Here is a 22063-nt window from a genome sequence, read left to right as displayed (position 1 = left end):
CCGCCGAACTTAATTTGCCCTGCGGGTCGAGCGCCACAAGCGCTCCCCGCAGGGCTTTTTCACGTTCTACGACGTGCTGCGGCGCCATTCGCTGGGAAGCACGCCGAAGGCGGTCCGGAATCGGCGGGTGAAGTGGGTCGGATCCTTGAAGCCGCAACGCCGGGCGACCCTCCCGATGGACAGGTGCCGGGAGCTGGGATGAGCCAGCTCAGCCTTCGCCTGGTCGAGCCTGCGGGCGATGATCCACTGCTCCAGGCGCAGGCCGGCGTTCGTGCAGACGCGGTGCAGGTGGCGAGGTGAGATGGCGAGCGCCGCGGCGATCGTGCCAGGAGAGAGGTCGGGATCGCGCAGGTGCTGCCGCACGTAGGCGCGGACCTGGACGATCAAGGTCTGCTCGACGACGTCACGGGTGCCCGCCACGTCCTCGACGGCTGTCGCGATGAGGGCGCGGGCGAGCTCGATGCTCGCGGCACCCAGCATTCCGGCCGCCGGGCTGCCGCTGAGCAGATCGGCGTTCCGGGAGAGGTCCATCAGGTGGTTGCCGAACAACCCGTACAGCGGACTCGATCTCAGTCGCGAACCGGCTCGTCTGATCATCTCGCCCGGCAGTGCCAGGTCCGCAGCCGAGGTGTTGAGCGACAGCGCCGCCCCACGGCCGCGCCACCCGAAGCTGAACGGCCGGTTGACGTCGACCAGCAGCACTTCCCCGGCCCGCACTGCCTGGGTGGTCGCTCCCACCTGGTAGCGGGCAGCGCCGGCCTCGTGCACACCGATGGCGATGTGCTCGCCCGACGCCGAACGAGCGGACTTCGTCGTGCCGATGTTGGCGAAGCCGTTCGAGTCGGCCCGCAGGATCGACGCGCTGCCGAACGACCAGAGGTCCACCCGCGCCCGCACCGGCTCGTCGTCCGCCAGCTCCACCCGTCCCGTGCCGGAAGCGTCGCGCAACGTGGTGATCAGCGCGTCCCGTCTGTCCCGCAACGGAATCGTCGTCGTGTCGAGCAGAAGTGCCATGCCGAGTCCCCCTGGTGTGGCGGTGTGAGCCGACGGCACGGCGCTGTGAACCGATTCGGCACGCGTGCTGGATCTTAGATTCGAGTCATGAGTTTCGTCACCGCCGCCGATGGGGCGCAGATCTTCTACAAGGACTGGGGCAGCGGGAAACCCGTGGTGTTCAGCCACGGCTGGCCGCTCAACTCGGACAGCTGGGAAGCGCAGATGCTCTTCCTGGCGAGCAACGGCTGCCGCGCGATCGCACACGACCGGCGAGGGCACGGCAGATCCACGCAGACCTGGCACGGCAACGAGATGGACACCTACGCCGACGACCTCGCGGCGGTGCTCGACGCGCTCGACCTGCGCGAGGTCACCCTGGTCGGGTTCTCCACCGGCGGCGGCGAGGTCGTCCGCTACGTCGGAAGGCACGGCACCGCGCGGGTTGCGAAGATCGCGCTCGTCTCCGCGGTGCCGCCGTTCATGCTGCAGACCCCGGACAACCCCGGTGGCGTGCCGATCGAGGTGTTCGACGGGCTGCGGACGGCTTCGCTCGCCGACCGTTCGCAGCTCTACCGCGACCTCGCCGACGGGCCGTTCTTCGGCAACAACCGTCCGGGCGCGGTGGTCTCCCAGGGCACGCGGGACGCGTTCTGGCGGCAGAGCCTGCAGGCAGGGCACCGCAACGCGCTGGAGTCCATCGCCGCGTTCTCCGCCACCGACTTCCGCAAGGACCTCGAGGCGATCGACGTGCCGACGCTGGTCATCCACGGCGACGACGACCAGGTCGTGCCGATCGACGTGGGTGGAAAGGCTTCTGCAGCAAGGATTCCCGGCGCCACGCTCACGGTTTACGAGGGCGCCCCGCACGGCATCACCGACACCCACAAGGAGCGGCTCGGCGCGGACCTGCTCGCCTTCGTCAACTCGGGAGAGGCTGCACGATGAAGACCATCGTCCTGGTCCACGGTTTCTGGGTGACGCCGCGCAGCTGGGAGCACTGGGTCGACCGCTACCAGCGCGCCGGCTACCACGTCGTCGCGCCCGCCTACCCCGGCTTCGAGGTGGAGGTCGAGGCGCTCAACGCCGACCCGTCGCCCATCGAGGACGTCACCGCGCCCGCGATCATCGAACACCTCGAGTCCGTCGTCGGACAGCTCGACGAACCGCCGATCATCATCGGCCACTCAGCGGGCGGCGCGTTCACCCAGGTCCTGCTGGACCGCGGTTTCGGCGCGGCGGGCGTGGCGCTCAACTCGGCGCCGACCGAAGGCGTGCTCGTCACCCCGTTGTCCCAGATCCGCTCGACGTTGCCGGTGCTGAAGAACCCGGCCAACCGGCACAAAGCGGTCGGCCTGACCCCGGAGCAGTGGCGCTACGCGTTCACCAACACCTTCACCGAGGAGGAGTCGCTGGAGCTGTACCAGCGCTACCACGTCCCGGCGTCCGGGCGGATCCTGTGGGGCGGTGTGCTCGCCAACTTCATCCCCGGCCCGCAGGACATCCACGTCGACTACCACAACGACAAGCGCGCCCCGCTGCTGTTCGTGTCCGGCAGCGAGGACCACATCATGCCGCCGTCGGTGCAGCGTTCGAACGCCAAGCACTACAAGTCGGACACCGTCACCGAGATCCGCGAGTACGAGGGCAAGGCCCACCTGCTGCCCGCGCAGGAGGGTTGGGAGCAGATCGCCGACGACGTCCTGGCCTGGGCCGTCGACCAGGCGGGCTGGCCCGGCGCGTGAAGGACGTCCGCATCACCCACATCGGTGGACCCACGACGCTGATCGAGGTCCACGGGTGGCGGCTGCTCACCGATCCGACGTTCGACGCCCCCGGCCGGAGGTACGCCTTCGGCTGGGGCACGTCGTCGCGGAAGCTGACCGGTCCCGCCATCGCCGCCGCGGACCTGGGCGCGATCGACGCCGTGCTGCTCACCCACGACCACCACGCCGACAACCTCGACGACGCCGGACGGGCCCTGCTCGCCGAGGTCGGCACGGTGGTCACCACGACCTCCGGTGCCCGGCGGCTCGGCCGTGGACGCGGCCTCACCGCGTGGGCCACCACCCTCCTCGAAGCTCCCGGCCGACCGCCGATCGAGATCACCGCGACGCCGTGCCGCCACGGTCCACCCCTGTCCCGTCCCATCACCGGCGACGTCATCGGCTTCGCCCTGCGATGGGACGGCCAGGACCACGGCGCGCTGTGGATCTCCGGCGACACCGTGCTGTACGACGGCGTGCGCGAGGTCGCCGGCCGCGTCGAAGTCGACCTCGCCGTGCTGCACCTCGGCGGCGTCCGCTTCCCGATCACCGGGCCGCTGCACTACACGATGACCGCCACCGACGCCGTCGAGCTTTGTCGTTCGGTGCGGCCGCGCACCGTCGTTCCCGTGCACTACGAGGGCTGGCAACACTTCCACGAGGGCCGCGCTCTCATCGAGCCGGCCTTCGCCGCCGCACCCGATGTCCGCGTTCGCTGGTTGCCGCTCGGCATCGGAACAGACCTCGCCGAGTGAGCAGCCACCTCGCTACTGAGGTTGAAGGGCCGGGGTCTGGCCCGATGCCGGTGGGTCGGGGAGCACGCCGGAGCCTGTGACGCAGTGTCCCAACCGGACTTCCCCCGAATCTTTCGGAGCGAAGGGCGCGGCGCCGGTGATGTCGTCGCGCTCTCCTGGCCCGTTCGCGCCCAGTTGGCGGTAGTCCAGGACAAACGCAATCGTTTGCTGATCACACTACCTATCAACCAACTCAGCGGCAGCCGGGCGTAAGAGCGCTCTCACCCGCCCCGCCGGGCTTCGGCGAACCGTCGCTGATGTCCCACGAGTCGGGGATCAGCCCGAGAGGGCGAACGAGACCACTGTCATCACGGCCACGATTCGTGTTGTGCCTCCTGTTGTCCACCACGGCGGTATCGGCTCACGCTGCTGGGATCCGTTGCACACCGCTCCCACCTGGTACGAGAACCTGGAGTTCGACCGCGGCACCATCTGGCTCTCGAACCTGACCGGCAACGCCGTCGAGCAGTACCGCCTGGACGGCACCTTCCTACAGTCGATCCCGCTGCGCGCCCCCGGTGCCATCCGCAAAGGCCCGGACGGCCTCCTCTACGTGAACTTCGGCGACGACAGCCCGGAAACCCGCCCCTTGCCCTCCGGGGTGGTCCGCCTGACCCCCGAGCCAGAGGTGTGGATCGGCGGCGACACCCTGAGCTCCGCCAACGGCGCCGAGTTCGACCGCCGCGGCATCCTCGTCCGTCACCTCGACATCGCCTACCCCAACGGCATCGTCACCATCGGCAACACCGTCTTCACCAACATCGTCATCGACCCGAAGTCCGCCATCGTCCGCATCACCGGCAACCGCCAGACCCGCCTCGAACTGGGCGCACCCGACAAAGGCCTCGACGACCTGGCCGTAGGCCCCGACGGCAAGCTCTACGTCACCGCCTACACCAGCGGCGAGCTCATCAAGGTCGACCCGTGGACCGGCGCCCACTACACCTTGTTGTCCGGCCTCAAGAACCCGACTGCGGTCCGCTTCCTGCCGGGCACTCGCACGATGTTCGTCACCCACGCCTCGGGCGCGGTCCTGAAGGCCCGCCTCTAGAACAGCCGGTTCGCCAGGCTCGCAACCGCTTGCGCGTCGCAGTCGAGGAGCAGTTCGCGCAGGTTCGCCGCGGCCTCGCGGTCGGAGTAGGCGAAGCCGAGTTTGGCGATCGTCGCGCCCCACTGGACATCGTCGCCTACCGCGTTGGCCAGGTCCTGCCAGCCGCCGCGCAGGCGGTGCAGATACGCCGGCCACCTGACCGCGATCTCGGCGACGGCGACCAGTTGGCAGGCCTCCTCGACATCTGAGGTCTGGAGCACACGCAGGTAGAACTGCCAGGTGTTGAGGAGCCGTTTCTCCTCGCGCACCGATTGCTCGGGCTGGGCACGGAGCCGCTGCCGCAGGTGCTCGCGGACGTCCGGGTGCCGCTCGATGGCGATGATCTCCTGCTCGATCACCTCAACGGTTGCAGACTCCGTGAGCAAGCCGGAGTCTGCAGCGGCTACCCCTTCGGGGTGGACTACCTGAGTTTCGCGATGCACCGGCCCGAGTTGCGCCAGCAACACTTGGTCGACGTTGTCAGCGGTGGTGCGGGGCAACCGGACCGGGAGTTGGACGAGCTTGCGCAGGAACGTCCATCCGGGACTCGGGTCGTCGGGGTGCGTCACAATCTTCGCGTCAGCGAGTTCTTTGTACGCGTGGTCGACGTGGGCCGCGACGACGGCGGTGTCGAGGCCCAGCACGAACCTGGTGGCGGGGAAGTCGTCCGACAGGAACACGTTGATCGCCTCGAACACCTGAGCCGTCGTGCGCGGTGTGCACCGGTCGAGATCGTCGATCAACAGGATGACCCGGTAGTCGTACGCCTTCAGGTCGCGGAGCAACTCGCGGACGTCGTGCTGCACGAGGTAGAGGTAGCCGGAACGGGCGTTGTAGTACGGGTCGCGGATCAACGGATCGGTAGTGGTGCCGGAGAAAGCGTTGCTGACGACCGGCCCGGCGAACAGCTCGCCGGGCAGGAACGCCGAAGCCTTGCCGAACAGGTACCTCAGCGCCGTGTGCAGGACACCCGCGGTGGCCAGCCCGGCTGTCACCCACCACGCCCAGTCGAAGTTCCACTTGGCCAACGCGTTCAGCACGGAAACGCCTAAACCCAGCCCGGCGAGAGTCAGCAGCGGCGAGAGGATCCGCTTCCACAGCTGGCGTTGCAGGTGCCGGCGATCGACGCGCTTGGCGTTGCGGGTGAACCAGTACCGCTCGACGTTGTTGCGGTGCGGCATGATCGCGGACTCGGCGGCCTCGGTGACGACCTTCGCGAGTCCCGCCCACACCTGCTCGCTCGACTGGTGCCGCCACGGGTTGAACGACACCACGAGCGGTTTGACCATCGGCTTGATCTTCGTGGGCTGCTGGCGCGGCGGTTTCATCCCGGCCGGTGGCGAGTAGAGCATCCAGTCCGCCTGGCACACCGTGAACCAGAGCCGCTTCCGGACGGCGGTGGGTGGGGTGGGCATCTTGTTCTTCAGCAGCTCCAGCAGCGTGCTCTTGCCCGAACCCCACGCGCCCTCGACGGTCAGTACGGTCGGGCCGTCGTCGTCCTCGTCCGGTCGCAGCACATCGCGCAACCCGTCCACCAGCGTGCCGCGGTCGAGCAGGTCCTCCGACGCGACACGGTCGCTGAATCCACGGGTCGACACGAAGCTGACCAAAGGCGGTACGGGAAGCCGGGGGTTCCAGATGCGCAGCCTGCCTGTCCTGCCACCAGATGCGATCCGGGGTCGTCCGTCCGGCCCCAGGTAGACGACCAGCGCGGAGACCCGCGATGACTGGCTTTGGCGGATCAGTTCACCGGTGCGCGGATCCCAGATCCGGACTGAACCACCCTCGCTCCCCGACACCAGGAGCGGCTCACCCGAAGTTGGGCACAACGCAAGCGTCGTGATCTGGGTGGAGTGGCCGGACAGCCGACGAGTCTCGCGGCCGCGTGCGTGCGGGCGCAGGACGATGTCCGCACGGTCAGCCACGGCATCCAGATCACCGAACGACACAGACATGCGCGGACCGGGCACCTTCTCCCAGTGTTCGCGGGTGCTGCCCCCGTAGCGCTCCCCGGTGTTCGCCAGCACGATCTCCGGCGGCTGTCCGTCGAAGAACACCTGGAGCAGTGGGCTCCCCGCGTCCTGGGTGTTGACCGCTAGATCGTTGATGGGCAGCTCGAATTCGATGGTGCGTTCGAGCTCCATCTGTGGCGGCTCGGCTGAGGTCACGCCCGGGAAGGTACCGAGTTTCGTTTCCGGGAGGTTTCTGTCTGGTCGGGGTAGTGCGTAAACGGCGTAACAGGGGTGAAGATGTGGACCATGGAACGCCGAGCCCGCACCTCAGGACTGCGCCGCAGCCGCACGGTCACCACGCCGAGGCTCGGTGAGCTGTTCAACGGCTATCTGAATCCCCAACGGCCGCACGCCGACGCCTACGACGAGATGTTCTCCACCGACAACGGTGTGCGATCGGCTTATCGCGCGCTGTACGAATCGGTCGCTCCGTCGCAGGTCAACGAGCTGAACGCGCGTAGTGAAGCGCTTGGGCGGGCGTTTGTCGACCAGGGCATCACGTTCAGTCTCAGCGGGCAGGAGCGGCCGTTTCCGCTCGACCTCATTCCTCGCATCATCACGGCGAGTGAGTGGGCGAAACTCGAGCGCGGCATCGTGCAGCGGGTGCGGGCATTGGAGATGTTTCTCGCGGACATCTACGGCGACGCTCAGATCGTCCGGGATGGAGTGTTGCCGCGGCGTCTCATTACGTCGTGCGACCACTTCCACCGTGAAGCCGCCGGCATCAATCCGCCCAACGGGGTGCGCATCCACGTGGCGGGTGTTGACCTCGTGCGGGACGAGCAGGGGACGTTCCGGGTTCTCGAGGACAACCTGCGGTGTCCGTCCGGGGTGAGTTACGTGATGGAGAACCGGCGGACGATGGCTCGGGTGTTTCCGGACCTGTTCGCTCGGCATCGCGTTCGTGCGGTCGGGGACTATGCGGTGCACCTGCTCAGGGCCCTCAGGAATGCTGCTGCGCCCAACGCTGCGGATCCGAACGTTGTTGTGCTCACGCCTGGGTTGGCCAACAGCGCGTACTTCGAGCACTCGTTGCTCGCGCGGCAGATGGGTGTGGAGCTCGTTGAGGGGCGGGATCTGTTCTGCCGCGACAACTTCGTTTACCTCCGCACGACTGAGGGGGAGCGCCAGGTCGATGTCATCTATCGGCGCATCGACGACGACTTCCTGGATCCGGTGCACTTCCGGCCTGACTCGGTGCTGGGGATCGCGGGGCTGTTGAACGCGGCGAGGGCGGGCAACGTCGTTGTCGCCAACGCGGTGGGGAACGGGGTGGCGGACGACAAGCTCGTCTACACCTACCTGCCGGAGATCGTGCAGTACTACCTCGGCGAGAAGCCTTTGCTGCCCAACGTCGACACGTTCCGGTGCTGGCTGCCCGACGAGCGGACGCACGTGCTGGACAAGCTCGAGGAGCTGGTGGTGAAGCCGGTCGAGGGGTCTGGCGGGTACGGGATCGTGTTCGGGCCGGAGGCGTCGCCGAAGGAGTTGAACTCGCTGCGGAAGCGGATCAAGAGCAATCCGCGCGGGTGGATCGCGCAGCCCGTGGTGCAGCTGTCGACCGTGCCCACGAAGGTCGGGGACAAGCTGGCGCCGCGGCACGTGGATCTGCGGCCGTTCGCGGTCAACGACGGCAACTTCATCTTCGTGCTGCCCGGTGGGCTCACGCGGGTGGCGTTGCCGGAGGGGAGTTTGGTGGTGAACTCCTCGCAGGGCGGCGGGTCCAAGGACACCTGGGTGCTCGCGCCGAAGTCGTCCACTGTGGAGCGGGAGCTCGCCGAGCCCGGGCTGGCCGGGGCTTCCGAGATGGAGTCCGCGGCGGCCGAGCAGGGGCCCGAGCTGACCACTTCCCAGCAACAGCAACAACAGCAGCAGTAGGGAGGCGCGCGAAGTGCTGGCACGCAACGCGGAGTCGCTGTACTGGATCGGCCGCTACGTCGAACGAGCGGACGACACGGCGCGCATTCTCGATGTCTCGGTCCACCAGCTGCTGGAGGACGCGACGGTGGATCCGGACGCCACGTCACGGCAGCTGCTGACCGTTCTGGGGATCAAGCCGCCGGTCGGGACCGAGCAGTTGGACGTGTGGTCGCTGACGGAACTGGTGGCGTACAACAAGGACAACCCCAGCTCCATCGTGTCTTCGGTCAACAGCGCGCGCGAGAACACGCGTGGTGCGCGTGAGGTCGTGTCGACCGAAATGTGGGAGTGCCTTAACGCGATGTGGAACGCCGTCGCGGAGAGGCAGACGTACGCGCGCACGATGGGGCCGCACGCGTTCTTCTCGTTCGTGGAGGAGCGGGCGGCGATGTTCGCGGGGCTTGCGGACTCCACGATGTCGCGGGACGACGGGTGGCGCTTCTTAGTGCTCGGGCGGTCCGTTGAGCGCGTGGACATGATTGTGCGGCTGTTGCTTGCTCGTGTGGGGGACAGGGCGTCGTCTCCTGGATGGGTCACGGTGTTGCGTTCGGCCGGTGCGCACGACACGTACCTAAGGACTTATCGCGGCGCGTTGGACGCGTCGCGCGTGGTGCAGTTCCTGTTGTTGGACAGGCTGTTCCCGCGGTCGGTGTTCCACGCGCTGCGGCAGGCTGAGGCGTGTTTGGAACAGCTGGAGAACCAGCCGACGGTGCGGGTCGGGGCACGGGCCGAGGCGCTGAGGTTGCTGGGCAAGGCGCGGAGTGAGCTGGAGTTCCTGCGGCCGCACGACTTGCTGGACGACCTGCCGAAGCGCCTTGCCGCACTGCAGAAAACGGTCCGTGACGTCGGTGAGGCCGTGTCGCAGCAGTACTTCCACGTGGCGCCGTGGGTCGCCTGGACGAACACCGAGGTGGGCTGACCATGAGCTGGCGCGTACGTGTCGTGCACACGACGGGTTATGTGTACGAGGCACCGGTTGTGCAGTCGTACAACGAAGCGCGGCTGACTCCACGTGGCGACCGACGGCAGAACGTCGTCGTCTCGCGCGTTGAAACGAGTCCGGCGACTCGCGCCTACCGGTACACGGACTACTGGGGAACTGAGGTCACGTCGTTCGACCTGCACGCGCCGCACACGGAACTCAAGGTCGTTGCGTCGTCGGTGGTGGAGACGAGTTCGGAGATCGAACCGGTCACCACCGGTACGTGGGCGGACATGCGCGAGGAGAACCTCGTTGACCGGTACACGGAGTTTCTGGAGCCGACGCGGTACACGCCGCGCAACCGTGAGCTGCTGGCCAAGGCGCGCGAGCTGAAGAAGGGCAACTCGCCGTCGGACGCCGTGCTGGCCGCTTCGCAGTGGGTGTGGGAGCAGCTGAAGTACCAGCCGGGGTCGACCGGAGTGCACAGCTCGGCCGTTGACGCGTGGCAGGAACGCAAGGGCGTGTGTCAGGACTTCGCGCATCTGACGTTGGTGTTGTTGCGCGGCATGGGGATTCCTGCGCGGTACGTCTCCGGTTACCTGCACACGAAGAAAGACGGTGCGCCGCGAGAGACGGTGCGCGGTGAGTCGCACGCGTGGATCGAGGCGTGGACCGGTGGATGGTGGGGCTACGACCCGACGAACGCCATTCCGGTCGGGCCTCGGCACATCTGGGTCGCGCTGGGGCGGGACTACGCGGATGTGGCGCCGTTGAAGGGGATCTACTCGGGTGGGGCGGCGACGGCGCTGGAGGTGACGGTCGACATCACGCGCCTCGCCTAGGATGTTTTCACCCGAATGAGCTTCTTCATTGGAGCAGGTGCAATCCCTAGCGTCGGTCCTATGACTGTGACCACATCGACCGCGTGCAGCAGGGCTTTGGGTGACGAGCTGCGCCGGCTTCGGGAGACCTGCACCGATCTGGGCGGTGCCCACATGGCCATGCGGCTCGGGTGGCACCCGAGCAAGGTGACCAACATCGAGAAGGGCAAGGCGCGCGCCAGCGAGATCGACCTGGTGCAGTTCCTGACGATGTGTGACAAGGACATCGACTTCTTCGAGAACTTCCGGAGGCGGTACAAGTACGCCTTCGACGAGTACGTGGTGCAGGTGCACGAGGAGCTGCGAACGGTCGCGTTCGCCGAGTCCACGGCCACGACGATCACCAGCTACTCCGCGCGAGGCATCCCGGGGTTGGTGCAGACACCGGAGTACGCGGACGCCCTGTACAGGGTGGGTGGGTTCGTCGCGGAGGAGCGGATCCCGAACCTCGTGCGGTTCCGCATCGAGCGGCAGGCGATCCTGCGTCGGCACGATCGGCCGACCTGCGTGTTCTTCGTCCACGAGCTGGCACTCCGGCAGAAGGTTGGAGACAACCAGATCATGGAGGACCAGTACGCGAGAATGCTCTTCAGCGGGTTGGACATCCGGATCGTGCCTGCGGACGTCGTGGTGCCTTCGTCGGGCTGCGTCCTGTGGTCGTACGAGAAGGCGGCGTCGGTTGTCTACTGCGAGGCCGACCTCGTGAACGTGTTCGTGCAGGACCCGGGCGCGATCGCGCGGACCAGGCTCCTCTTCGATCACCTGGAGCAAGTCGCGTTGGATGCGGGACAATCGCGGACGAAGCTGGCGGAGTACGTCAGCCCACCGCGAGAGGAATTCGATGGCCGGGGACCGCGTCTGGCGTAAGAGCAGCTACAGCGGAGCGACAGAGGGCGGCGAATGCGTGGAGGTGTCGTTCGCTGCTGACGTGCTGGTTCGTGACTCCAAGAACGCCGACGCGGGCACGCTGATGTTCAGCGCACCCGCGTGGCGTGCGTTCGTCCGCATGTAGCGGACGGGGTGCCTGACCCGATTGTGCAGACGTGTTCGTTGCACATGGGGGTAGGCCGACGTTCGGCAGGCTCGCGCTCACGGCTGCGATTGTGGGCAGTGTCTGGTTCGCGCACACCGTCGATTGGGATCCAGTCTGGGACTGGGCCCGACGGTCGGGGTTGCCGTTCGCCGTCGTCGCGTTGGTACTCGCGGGTTCGTGGGCACTGAAGTCACGCCGCGGCGAGACGATGCAGGCGCTTACGGGGCGCAGCATTCTGGTCGGCTCGGTCGTGGTGCTGGGGATCGGTGTCACGGCGGCCGTGTTGCTGATCAGGCACTACGGCGGAGGAAGCGCGTCGCAGCAGCTCGACGTGATCCGAACCGCGGGGACGATCGTCGTGGGCACGGGCGGAGCTGTCGCGTTGTTGCTCACCGCCCGGCGGCAGAGGTACACCGAGCTCACCCTCGCCCACCAGCGTGAGGTGGCGATCAGCACCGAGTTCGACGCGACCGAACGACGGATCACCGAGCTGTACACGAAGGCGGCCGACCAACTCGGTTCGGAGAAAGCAGCTGTGCGCCTGGCTGGGCTGTACGCGCTGGAACGGCTGGGCGAGAGCTCTCCCGGCCAACGGCAGACGATCATCAACCTGCTCTGCGCCTACCTCCGCATGCCGTACGAGTATCCGGCTGAAGACGAGCCGAAGCGGGACGCGGTCGAGGAAGAGCACGTCCGCCGTGCGGTTGTGCGTGTCATCGGACGCCACTCGATCGCCGGGAACGACGAGTACTGGCGCGTGCCGCAGATCGATCTCTCCGGAGCCGCACTGCGCAAGGCGGAGCTGGCAGAAGTGGACTTCCGCCTGGCCAAGTTGTCCGGTGCCGACCTCGCCGGAGCGAATCTCAGCCAGGCCAACCTGAGGGGTGCGGATCTCACCGGCGCGAACCTCGCGGGCGCAAGGATGTCGATGGCCGACTTGGTCGCCGCCGACCTGACGGACGCCGATCTGAGCAACGCCAGCCTTTTCTGGGCGAGGTTGGCGCCCGCCAACCTGAACGGTGCACGGCTGGTCGAGGCCGAGTTGCGCCACGCCGATCTCCGTGGGGCGGCTCTGCTCAGGGCTGTGCTGGACAGAGCCGCCATGTCGAACGCCAAGTTGTCGCGGGCGGGCCTTCTCGGCGCGTCTTTGGTGGCGGTTGTGGCGAGGAACGCTGACCTGTCAGGCGTTGTGGCCCGCGATGTCGACTTCACCGACGCCACACTGACCGGTGCGAAGGTCGCCGACGCGGACTTCACCGGGGCGAAGTTCGACGGTGCGAATCTCGTCGGTGTCGATCTGATGTCGGCGACCGGTGTGCCGCCCGATCAGCGCCAGCCGTGACGTTCGCGTAGGGCGTCCACGACCTGGCCGAAGGCGGCGGGTGCCAGCACGGCACCCTCGCGCCGGATGTCGTCGTCCGAGTCCAGCGCGAAGACCCGGTCGAGCCGCAGGTAGGACGGCCGGCCATCGCGGTCCCAGGCGCCCGCGCCCAGCTCCAGGTAGTCCTCGCGCGGCTCCTTCGAGGAGAGCATCAGCGCGATCAGGTCGCCATTCGCGTGGCCCACGACCAGCAGCGGGCGGTCCTTGCCTCGGGAGGCGTCCTCCTCGAACGGCACCCAGGCCCACACGACCTCGCCGGGGTCGGCGTCGCCGTCCATCTGGGGCGAGTAGTCGAGCTTGGCGGCCTGCGCCGCGTCGTAGATCTCGCGCACCGCTCCGTGCGCGGGGCGGGGGTCTTCACCGTTCATCAGCACGAGCGCACCTTAGACGAGCAGGCGTCACTCGTCGTTGATCTCCGGGGCGGGGCCGGCGTCGGTCGTGCCCCCGTCCTCGGCGAGCGGCTGGACCACCGTCGTCCTGCCCTCCCGGTTGACCCTGATCACGACGTCCTGCTCGTCGACGTCGATCTCGATCACGATGCGCATGGTGGTTCCCCTCTCGTGGTCAGGAAAGGACGGCGAACCGGCTCTCGAAGGTGACCGTGGCGGCGGTCAGGTTCTTGACCGTGATCCAGTACGTGCACTGGGTCGAGCTCGCCCGCTCGACGGCGACGTCCCAGTCCAGCTGCGGTGCCCCGGACACGGCGGACGTGGGCATGACGTACCAGACGACGTGCCACCCGACCGGCCACCCCCAGGTGAACCAGCGGTGCGAGGTGTTGGGTGCGAGGCTTGCGCTGAACTGCGTTCCGGTCCACATGGCGGTTCCCCGATCAGGTGCTGAGAACGTCGTAGCGGCCCTCGAAGCGGACCGTGTGCGGGCTGGAGTTGGTCACGGTGAACCAGTAGGTGACCTGGGTGGTGGCACTGGCCCGTTCGACCGCGACCGACCACGACAGCGTGGGTGTGCCGGGGCAGATCAGCGTCGGCATGATCGTCCACACCACGTGCCAGTTCGCCGGCCAGCCGAACGTGAACCACCGGTGGCTCGTGTTGCCCGCGATGGTGCCGAACCACTGCGTGCGCGGCGGCAGGGCCAGGCAGTTGGCGTACGGCGGCGGGCCGCTCGCTCCAGCTGCCCTGAGCTGCAGCTCCGTGCGCCACCTCGCGAGCACCGCGTTCGTCTTGCTGTAGGTCGGGTCGAAGGTCAGCGCGCCGTCGCTCCCCCTGTGGAACACGTCCGCGCCGGTCGGTACCAGGGTCGCGGCGGGGTCGCCCTGCACCGACGCCCACGTCGCGCGCGGCACCGGACCGGGGAAGAGCGCCGGGTCGACCACGTACGTCTCGCCGGTCGTGAGCGTGAGCGTCGGCGCCACGTGCCAGAACCAGCCCACCGTGCAGTCGGGCTTGTTGAAGCTGACCACGTGCAGGCCGCCGTAGATCCACACCTTGTCCGGCTGCACCCCGGCGCCGATCATCAGCCGGCACATCTCGTGCGCCCGGCCCCAGCAGCCGTCGTCGGGATAGGTGAAAGGAATTCCCGGTGCGATCGGGTTCGCGGAACACGCCGTGCGGTTGTTGACGAGGGTGAACACCTCGTTCGCCTTGGCGAGCGTCACCGGTGTGCCGAGAACTTCGCTCTCACCGGTTTCCACGCTTTCCGCGCGCACTTTTGGGTCAGGCCGGACATCGATGATCTCGTGTTCGTCGAGGGTTTCCGTGACGAGCACCGGTTCCTGGTTCTCCTGCGCCCGGCGCAGCGCGGCCAGCAGTTCGCCGAACTCGCGGTTGGTGCGCGACAGCCTGTGCCGCGCGTGCGAGACGACCAGCTCGACGTCGACCCCGTCGTCGCTTTCCCGCAGCTCACCGACCACGACCGGGAGCGGGCACAGCACCTCGACGATCACCCCGGTGGCGGGATCGACCTCCACGTACGCGGTGAGGCCGGCCGCGCGCATCTGCTCCAGCGCGGCCAGCCAGCCGGTGGCCCGGGAATCCTCCAGATCGAGCCGGGCACTGCTGCCGCCGGCGAACACCACGGCGTGATAGCGCGTTTCCGCGGCAGCCACGAGCGTCAACTCGCTGACTTCTTCGACCAGAACGTTTTCGCGCGGCATCGCACGACCTCCCCCGCCCGCGATCCTTCCTCTGATGCGGACCCGGAAAAAGCCTGGGGGAGGAGCGCATTACGCGCACAGAGCCGAAAGCCCCGACCGATCCATGCCGGTTCCGAATGCGCTGAGCCGTCGGAGTGACGCGGAGCCAGGAGCGCCCCGGTGGTGCCTCGACCAGCCAGTGGTGCAGGGCACTCCGGCCACTATGGGACCATAAGGGGACACCCGTCCGATTTCCTGCTGAGGACCACCTTGACCACGTTCGCCGACACGACCTTCACGCCGCCGGAGCTCATCCGGAACTTCTGCATCATCGCTCACATCGACCACGGCAAGTCCACGCTGGCCGACCGGATGCTGCAGATCACCGGCGTGGTCGAGGCGCGGGCGATGCGCGCTCAGTACCTCGATCGGATGGACATCGAGCGGGAGCGCGGCATCACCATCAAGGCGCAGAACGTGCGCCTCCCGTGGCAGGTCGACGGGCAGGACCACGTCCTGCACATGATCGACACGCCCGGCCACGTGGACTTCACCTACGAGGTGTCCCGCGCGCTGGAGGCCTGTGAGGGCGCCGTGCTGCTGGTCGACGCCGCGCAGGGCATCGAGGCGCAGACGCTCGCGAACCTGTACCTGGCGATGGAGAACGACCTCACCATCATCCCGGTGCTGAACAAGATCGACCTGCCCGCCGCGGACCCGGACAAGTACGCGAAGGAGATCGCGCACATCACCGGCTGCGAGCCGGAGGAGGTGCTGCGCGTCTCGGCGAAGACCGGCCTCGGCGTCGGCGAGCTGCTGGACGAGGTCGTGAAGAAGGTTCCGGCCCCGGTCGGCGAGGCGGACTCCCCGGCCCGCGCGATGATCTTCGACTCGGTCTACGACACCTACCGTGGCGTCGTCACCTACATCCGAGTCGTGGACGGCAAGATCACGCCGCGCGAGCGCATCAAGATGATGTCGACGGGTGCCACCCACGAGATCCTCGAGGTCGGCATCGTCTCGCCCGAGCCCAAGCCGTCCCGCGGCCTCGGCGTCGGCGAGGTGGGCTACCTGATCACCGGTGTGAAGGACGTGCGCCAGTCCAAGGTCGGCGACACCGTCACGTCCGAGAAGAAGGGCGCCTCCGAGCCGCTCGCCGGCTACCGCGAGCCCCGCCCGATGGTCTACTCCGGCCTGTACCCCGTCGACGGCTCCGACTACCCGGAGCTGCGCGAGGCGTTGGAGAAGCTCCAGCTCAACGACGCCGCGCTGACGTTCGAGCCGGAGACGTCGGCCGCTCTCGGCTTCGGTTTCCGCTGCGGCTTCCTCGGCCTGCTGCACCTGGAGATCACCCGCGACCGCCTGGAGCGCGAGTACGGCCTCGACCTCATCTCCACGGCCCCGAACGTCGTCTACCGCGTGATCATGGAAGACGGCACCGAGCACGTCGTGACGAACCCGTCCGACTGGCCCGAGGGCAAGCGCGCCGAGGTGTACGAGCCCGTCACCAAGTGCACGATCATCGCGCCGTCGGACTACATCGGCGCGATCATGGAGCTCTGCCAGGCCAAGCGCGGCCAGCTCGGCGGCATGGACTACCTGTCCGAGGACCGCGTCGAGCTGCGCTACACGATGCCGCTGGGCGAGATCATCTTCGACTTCTTCGACTCGCTGAAGTCGCGCACCCGCGGCTACGCGTCGCTGGACTACGAAGAGTCCGGCGAGGCCGAGGCGGAGCTGGTCAAGGTCGACATCCTGCTGCAGGGCGAGGCCGTCGACGCGTTCTCCGCGATCGTGCACAAGGACCACGCGTACGGCTACGGCACGCGCATGGCCACGAAGCTGCGCGAGCTGATCCCTCGTCAGCAGTTCGAGGTGCCGATCCAGGCGGCGATCGGGTCACGCGTGATCGCCCGCGAGACGATCCGCGCGATCCGCAAGGACGTTCTGGCCAAGTGCTACGGCGGTGACATCACCCGCAAGCGCAAGCTGCTCGAGAAGCAGAAGGAAGGCAAGAAGCGCATGAAGATGGTCGGCCGGGTCGAGGTGCCGCAGGAGGCCTTCGTCGCCGCGCTGTCCACTGAGGAGCCGAAGGGCAAGAAGTAGCCGCAGTGGCACGTCTTCATGTCGGCTGCGCGATGTGGAACCACAAAGCGTGGCTCGGGCGGTACATGCCGCAGTCGCACCCCGCCGGGGAGCGACTGCGGGCCTACGCCGGCTGGTGCAACGCTGTCGAGGGCAACACCACGTTCTACGCGACACCCGCTCAGAAGACGGTCGAGACCTGGGCGCGGCAGACCGACCCCGGCTTCCGGTTCGTGGTCAAGCTGCCCAAGGTCGTCACGCACGAGCGCCGGCTGGCAGGCGTCGAGGCCCCGATGCGGGCGTTCCTGGACGCGATCGAACCTCTCGGCGAACGTGCGGTCCTGTGGACCCAGCTGCCCGGCTCGTTCGGCCCGACGGACGTCGACGCCCTGAGCCGCTTCCTGCGCAGGCTGCCCGCCGGCCTCCAACGCGCCGTGGAGGTGCGTCACCCGGTCTTCTTCTCCGACGCCGGCGCGGCGTCGCTGCTGGAGGGGGCGCTCGCCGGCGTGGACGCCGAGTGGGTGCCGTTCGACACGACGGTCTTCTTCCGCAGCCCGCCGACCAGCGAGGCCGAGCAGGAGGCCTGGGACCGCAAACCGCGGTTGCCGCGGCGGACGCGGGCGCTGACCGGCCAGCCGATCGTCCGCTACCTGGGCCGGGACTCGGTCGAGGAGACGGTCGAGGGGTGGCGGCCGTGGACCGACGTCGTCGCCGACTGGCTGCGGGAGGGGCGGTCGCCGACGGTGTTCGTGCACACTCCCGACAACGACGTCGCGCCCGAGCTCGCCCGCCGGTTCCACGACGAGGTGCGGGCGCTCGTGCCGGATCTCGAGGCACTGCCCGAGCCCGAGCCGATCGAGCCGCCGACCCTGTTCTGAGCGAACAGATCGCTACGTGTTCAGGTCGGCGTCAGACGTGAGCTGGGTCCGGCTTTCGTGCCACGACTCGGTTTCCGAGGCTATGTTCTCCTGGTGTCGTCACAGGTTCCGATCTGGGTACCCATCGTCGTAGCGCTGCTCGGTTTCGCCGGCGTCATCCTCACTCAGATGCTGAATGCGCGCAGGGAGAACCGGCGCTGGCAGCTGGAAGCCGAGCGCGAGGAACTGCGCTGGAGCCGTGAGCAGTCGTCCCGATCCCGCGAAGCGCGCGCTGCGGCGTACGCGGAGGTCATGGGGGCCATCGAGGCGCTCGACATCGTGCTCTACGAAGGCCGGCGTGCGCGGGAGGACGGCAAGTCCCTCGGTGAGCTGGTCACGTCCGACATCCGCGAGGCCACCGGCAACACCCGTCGCGCGCTGGGACCGGCGAACGTGCACGCCCCAGAGGCGATCCGGGACCTGATGCCGAAGGCCATGATGCCTCGCATCCGGCTCTCGCGGCTGGTGCTCGACCCCGCGAGCGAACCGACCGGCATGAGGTCCGAGTGGGACGCGGGACAGGTCGGCTACCGGGTCCTGCGCGCCGAGATGCGGCGGGACCTGGGGCTCGACGCCGAAGACCTGGAGGTCGTGCACGCGCAGTACCGGGAGAAGCCGGCGCGCTAGCGCGTCAGCCGCACCTGGTCCAGCAGTTGGGCCGACGCGCTCGCCCAGGTGAACTTCGTGGCCAGGCGGTCGCGCAGGTCGGCCACCCGGCGGAACTCCGCGTCGCGGTCCCGCAGGGCACTTTCGATCACGGCGCTCCACTTCTCCACGTCGCGGTCGTCGTCGCCGGTCACCGGCACCACGATCCGCGCGGCCTCCTCCGGTTCCACCTCCTGCAACAGGTCCCCGAAACCGCTGGCATCGCTCACCAGCACCGGTGTGCCCGCGGCTACGGCTTCGGCGGCCACGAGCCCGAAGCCCTCCGCGCGGGAAGGCATGAGCACCAGGCTGGCACCGCGCAGGTCGGCACTCAGCACCTCGGCCTTGGTGGTGTACGGCCGCACCTGCACCGGAAGCGACGGGTCGCCGGCCCACTCGCGCATTTTGTTCTCCAGGGCCGTGGACTCGTTGTCCGGCGCGCCGCGGACGAGGAGCACGACGGGCGGGGTGCCAGGGCGGCGCCGGAGCCGTGCCTCGTTGAACGCGCGCGCTGCGAGGTCGAGGCCCTTGAGGCGATCGTCCTCCATTCGGCCGGTGACGAGCACGATCCATCGATGCCGTGGCGGGCTTCGGTCCACTGCGTTCTGCGAGTCGAAACCAGGGTCGTACCGGAGCAGCTTCGAGACGTCTTTGCCGCGCCGCTCGAAATCCCAGTGAAACCAGCCGTAGATGCGCGGTCCGACCGCGACGACGTGGTTGGCGTCGGTCCCGAGCGCCAGCTCGATCTCCTGGCGCTCCTCGGCGAGCGCGGCCACGTCGACACCTTCCTTGGGTTTGTGCTGCTCGATCTCGTCCGGGATGACATGCAGGAAGTGAAGGCGTTCGGCGTCCGGGAAGTCCCGTGCCAGGCGCCTCGCGGCCAGACCCGTCCACCTGCCGTGTCCGATGATGAGATCCGGGGGAAGGTCTTCCAGCAGAGGGACGGGGTAGGACAACCTGTCCGAGTCTGTTGCGCCTGGTATCTGTTGTGCCTCAACGAGAGTGACCCCGGCATCGGCCGCCTCGCGCCGTTCTTCGTCGGTGACCTTGAGCACGACGCAGGTGACCTGGGCGGTGGAGGCGAGAGAGAGGCACAGCAGCCTGTTGAAAGTGGGCACTCCGCCGCTCGTCGGGGACCACGCGGCGGCGAGCGCCAGCACGTGCGGCCGGTTCGTCGCCGAGGCGTCCGCGGTCGGCTGGTGCTGTGGCAGGACCGGGCCGCCGTACTGGGGACGGAGCACGACCCCAGGCAGTCCGGTGAGGCGCGGCGGAAGCACCGGAAATTCCAGCGAAGGGGATTGCGAGCCGAAGTGAGTGACTCTGTCCCATTCGTACAGCAGGCGTGCTCTGATCTCCGCGCTCGTGGTCGGTGGTGCCGGCTCGTCGAGGTAGCTGCCGAGCAGCGTGGCGGCACTCGCCGTCATCCCGTGCTCCAGAGCGACGAAAGCGGCGCACCAGATGAAGGGGGGTGCGTGTCGGTGTTTGCTGTTCGGGAACCGGTCGAGCACCTCCTGTGCGGCCGCCGGCTCTCCCACTGCCAGCAGACAGAGCGCCTTGTGGAGCGTCAGTTCCGGATAGCTGGCGTATTTTCGGGGGCCATTGCCGATCACGTCGATCGCATCGGCCCAGTGGTTTCTGCGCTCCAGTCGCAGGGCCTGCGCGAGTAGGTGCTGGGGTTCCAGCTCCTGTGTCATCGTCGACAGCCAGTCGCAGAGCTCGTCCAACAGCTTCTGGTCGGATGCCTCGGCAGCCAGCTTCACGGTGTGCGCTGCGATCCGCGTTCTGTCCGTGCCCGCGCGATTGATGCCTTCACGGAGAACGGCAACAGCCTTCTCGGTGAGTCCCATCTCGTTCAGAAAACTGCCGAGCAGCTGGTAGATGATGTACAGGTTCTTGTTGGGTGCGACGTTTTCAGTCGCTTCGCGCGCTGCGGCGATTGCTGCGTCAGGGCCGTCGGACGTAGCCCGGACAAGCCTGATCCACAGCACCCAGGGGACTTCGTTGTCGACATTCGTGGTTGCCAGCTTGGCGAACCCGGTTGCGCGTTCGAGGTCGCCGGGAGCGCCGCGGTCTCTCAAGCAGACGGCGAGATGATAGTGCGTTCCGGGTGTGCCCCATTGGTTGTTGAAGATTTCCAGCAAAGTGATCCGTGCGTTGCGTTCCGCGGCCGTCCTGGTCGGTTGAGCGTTCGATCCGTACCGGTTCTTGATGTAGTGCCGAATGGGCTTTATCGCCTCCAGCAACTCCGCGGTCGCACCTGCGGCCGTGAAGTGGTACCGAGCGCCGTCCAAGCCAAGTGCGAGCGTGTGATCGTGGACCGTGGTTCGCCCAACCGCCTTGAGCTTGCGCGCGTACCACTTTCCCGCGCGGACGTGCGCCTCTCGCCGTGCGTGCTCGGCGGCCGGTTCTTTGTGGGTCGCGTTCACCTCACGCAGCAACGGGTGAACCTGATAGCGGCCTCCGAGGTCGACCTCGGAGGGGTCGGCGGCACTGCGCACCTGGAGGAGATACCTGTCGCGCGACTGCCGTACCAGGCTGCGCACGTCGGCGCCTGCGCGGCCCATCGCCTCGGTCAGTTCCCAGTTGGACCAGTCGCGCAGGACGGACATGTCCTGGAGGAACCAGTTCGTCTCCTCCGGAAGGCCTTCCGCGGCTTTCGCCAGCAGCTTGCGTTCGATGTCGTTGATCAGCTGTGGATCGACCGGCTCTGTGAAGTCCGTTTCCGCCAGTGGCAGCAGCTCCGCCAGTACTCGTGACTTGAGCAGCAGTCCGAGCAGGCGGAGGACCCTCGGGTTGTGCCCCAGGCGATGCGCCACCTCGAGCCGCCGGCTCTCCGGGAACCTGGTGGCCGCGTCCTCCGGGGCCAGCTGCTGCAGGACGATGCCCACGGCGTCGGCGTCGTCGTGGGGTGGTGGCAGTTCCACGACGTCGAACGACTCGGCCCACGACCAGTCGACGTGCCGGTTGGAGACCAGCAGCAGATAACCCGCGTCCGCCGGGCGCCGACCGAGTTGTTCCAGCAAGCGGGCGATCGGCGGTGATGGATGGCCGTCGGGTTCCAGCATGCGCTGGAACTCGTCGAGGACGACGAGCGCGCCCGCTCGCAGGAGCACTCGGAGCGTCGCGGCCAGACCGGTCACGCCGGCGATGGCGGTCCTCAGCGTCGTGTGGCCTCCGTTGCCCAGCTCCTCGTCGATGTCGTCGAGAAGGCGCGAATCGACGCTCGTGGTGTTGGCCGGAACGTCGACCCAGACGGTGGCGATCCCCTGACTGTTCGCCCAGTCCTGCAAGGGGCGCACGACCCCATCCGACTTGCCGACCCCCGAGATGCCGAAGAGCAGTCCGGAGCCGTGTCCGTCCTGCCGCCATCTGCGCCAGAAGTCCACCACCACCGAGCGGCGCCGTGCACCGTCCAGCCTGGATACAGGGGCTGTCCCGTGCTCGTCCACCGCCACCTCGTTCCTCGGTCTCACAACATTCCTCTACATCGCGATGCGCTCGCGGGGCGCTACACGCCGTGTTTTGCTGT

20 protein-coding genes are annotated in these 22063 nt (G+C 67.8%); 13 read left to right on the top strand and 7 right to left on the bottom strand.

Features of this window, described 5'->3' with window-relative positions; genetic code table 11:
* Nucleotides 1-66 precede the first annotated feature (66 nt).
* Nucleotides 67-1014: a helix-turn-helix domain-containing protein gene (locus tag ACFOWZ_RS29550; RefSeq protein WP_382377170.1), complete on the bottom strand. Its 948-nt coding sequence runs from the start codon at nt 1012-1014 to the stop codon at nt 67-69.
* Nucleotides 1015-1101: 87 nt separating this feature from the next.
* Between ACFOWZ_RS29550 and ACFOWZ_RS29545 the strand changes: the two genes are divergently transcribed.
* From ACFOWZ_RS29545 to ACFOWZ_RS29530, 4 genes are all read left to right on the top strand, one after another.
* A complete protein-coding gene (locus ACFOWZ_RS29545; RefSeq protein WP_382377169.1) occupies nt 1102-1941 on the top strand; it encodes an alpha/beta fold hydrolase in 840 nt (279 codons plus the stop codon).
* The gene (locus ACFOWZ_RS29540) at nt 1938-2738 is read left to right on the top strand and encodes an alpha/beta hydrolase (RefSeq protein ID WP_382377168.1); all 801 of its coding nucleotides are present in this window, start codon (nt 1938-1940) and stop codon (nt 2736-2738) included. Before ACFOWZ_RS29545 ends, ACFOWZ_RS29540 begins: the two co-directional genes overlap by 4 nt.
* Nucleotides 2735-3514 carry an MBL fold metallo-hydrolase gene (locus ACFOWZ_RS29535; protein WP_382377167.1) on the top strand — a complete coding sequence of 260 codons (780 nt, stop codon included), beginning with the start codon at nt 2735-2737 and terminating at the stop codon, nt 3512-3514. Before ACFOWZ_RS29540 ends, ACFOWZ_RS29535 begins: the two co-directional genes overlap by 4 nt.
* A gap of 367 nt (nt 3515-3881) precedes the next feature.
* Nucleotides 3882-4604, top strand: coding sequence for a hypothetical protein (locus ACFOWZ_RS29530; RefSeq protein ID WP_382377166.1), 723 nt, complete (start codon nt 3882-3884; stop codon nt 4602-4604).
* On the opposite strand, the gene ACFOWZ_RS29525 is transcribed toward ACFOWZ_RS29530, so the two are convergent.
* Nucleotides 4601-6811: a P-loop NTPase fold protein gene (locus ACFOWZ_RS29525; protein WP_382377164.1), complete on the bottom strand. Its 2211-nt coding sequence runs from the start codon at nt 6809-6811 to the stop codon at nt 4601-4603. The genes ACFOWZ_RS29530 and ACFOWZ_RS29525 overlap by 4 nt on opposite strands.
* Nucleotides 6812-6901: 90 nt before the next feature.
* Here ACFOWZ_RS29525 and ACFOWZ_RS29520 point away from each other — a divergent pair, with 90 nt between their 5' ends.
* The 6 genes from ACFOWZ_RS29520 (at nt 6902) to ACFOWZ_RS29495 (ending at nt 12753) form a co-directional block, all read left to right on the top strand.
* Nucleotides 6902-8533, top strand: a complete 1632-nt coding sequence (locus tag ACFOWZ_RS29520) for a circularly permuted type 2 ATP-grasp protein (RefSeq protein ID WP_382377163.1) — start codon at nt 6902-6904, stop codon at nt 8531-8533.
* A gap of 13 nt (nt 8534-8546) precedes the next feature.
* Nucleotides 8547-9494 (top strand): alpha-E domain-containing protein, encoded by a 948-nt coding sequence (locus ACFOWZ_RS29515; RefSeq protein ID WP_382377162.1) that lies wholly within the window; start codon nt 8547-8549, stop codon nt 9492-9494.
* Nucleotides 9495-9496: 2 nt separating this feature from the next.
* A complete protein-coding gene (locus ACFOWZ_RS29510; protein ID WP_382377161.1) occupies nt 9497-10339 on the top strand; it encodes a transglutaminase family protein in 843 nt (280 codons plus the stop codon).
* 60 nt (nt 10340-10399) lie between these two features.
* The gene (locus ACFOWZ_RS29505) at nt 10400-11245 is read left to right on the top strand and encodes a helix-turn-helix domain-containing protein (protein ID WP_382377160.1); all 846 of its coding nucleotides are present in this window, start codon (nt 10400-10402) and stop codon (nt 11243-11245) included.
* The gene (locus tag ACFOWZ_RS29500) at nt 11220-11390 is read left to right on the top strand and encodes a DUF397 domain-containing protein (protein WP_382377159.1); all 171 of its coding nucleotides are present in this window, start codon (nt 11220-11222) and stop codon (nt 11388-11390) included. The genes ACFOWZ_RS29505 and ACFOWZ_RS29500 overlap by 26 nt, the downstream gene beginning before the upstream one ends.
* Before the next feature lie 160 nt (nt 11391-11550).
* On the top strand, nt 11551-12753 hold the full coding sequence (locus ACFOWZ_RS29495) for a pentapeptide repeat-containing protein (protein WP_382377158.1): 1203 nt from the start codon (nt 11551-11553) through the stop codon (nt 12751-12753).
* Here ACFOWZ_RS29495 and ACFOWZ_RS29490 read toward each other — a convergent pair.
* From ACFOWZ_RS29490 to ACFOWZ_RS29475, 4 genes are read right to left on the bottom strand one after another with little or no spacing between them, the layout of a single operon-like run.
* Nucleotides 12738-13160, bottom strand: coding sequence for a type II toxin-antitoxin system PemK/MazF family toxin (locus ACFOWZ_RS29490; protein WP_382377157.1), 423 nt, complete (start codon nt 13158-13160; stop codon nt 12738-12740). The genes ACFOWZ_RS29495 and ACFOWZ_RS29490 overlap by 16 nt on opposite strands.
* 30 nt (nt 13161-13190) lie before the next feature.
* On the bottom strand, nt 13191-13337 hold the full coding sequence (locus ACFOWZ_RS29485) for a hypothetical protein (protein ID WP_382377156.1): 147 nt from the start codon (nt 13335-13337) through the stop codon (nt 13191-13193).
* A gap of 19 nt (nt 13338-13356) precedes the next feature.
* Nucleotides 13357-13611, bottom strand: coding sequence for a hypothetical protein (locus ACFOWZ_RS29480; protein ID WP_030472045.1), 255 nt, complete (start codon nt 13609-13611; stop codon nt 13357-13359).
* 13 nt (nt 13612-13624) lie between these two features.
* Complete coding sequence (locus tag ACFOWZ_RS29475; protein ID WP_382377154.1) at nt 13625-14908, bottom strand: protein-glutamine glutaminase family protein; 1284 nt, start codon at nt 14906-14908, stop codon at nt 13625-13627.
* Nucleotides 14909-15157: 249 nt separating this feature from the next.
* On the opposite strand from ACFOWZ_RS29475, the gene lepA reads away from it, so the two are divergent.
* From lepA to ACFOWZ_RS29460, 3 genes are all read left to right on the top strand, one after another.
* On the top strand, nt 15158-16993 hold the full coding sequence (gene lepA, locus ACFOWZ_RS29470) for a translation elongation factor 4 (protein WP_382377153.1): 1836 nt from the start codon (nt 15158-15160) through the stop codon (nt 16991-16993).
* A gap of 32 nt (nt 16994-17025) precedes the next feature.
* Complete coding sequence (locus tag ACFOWZ_RS29465; protein ID WP_382377172.1) at nt 17026-17850, top strand: DUF72 domain-containing protein; 825 nt, start codon at nt 17026-17028, stop codon at nt 17848-17850.
* 93 nt (nt 17851-17943) lie between these two features.
* Complete coding sequence (locus ACFOWZ_RS29460; protein WP_382377152.1) at nt 17944-18516, top strand: hypothetical protein; 573 nt, start codon at nt 17944-17946, stop codon at nt 18514-18516.
* On the opposite strand, the gene ACFOWZ_RS29455 is transcribed toward ACFOWZ_RS29460, so the two are convergent.
* The gene (locus ACFOWZ_RS29455) at nt 18513-22007 is read right to left on the bottom strand and encodes a glycosyltransferase (protein ID WP_382377151.1); all 3495 of its coding nucleotides are present in this window, start codon (nt 22005-22007) and stop codon (nt 18513-18515) included. The genes ACFOWZ_RS29460 and ACFOWZ_RS29455 overlap by 4 nt on opposite strands.
* Nucleotides 22008-22063: the final 56 nt, after the last annotated feature.

This window comes from Lentzea rhizosphaerae, assembly GCF_042649515.1.
Taxonomy (GTDB): Bacteria; Actinomycetota; Actinomycetes; order Mycobacteriales; family Pseudonocardiaceae; genus Lentzea; species Lentzea aerocolonigenes.
Note: the sequence above shows the minus strand (reverse complement) of the source record. Positions and strands in the feature narration are given on the sequence as shown.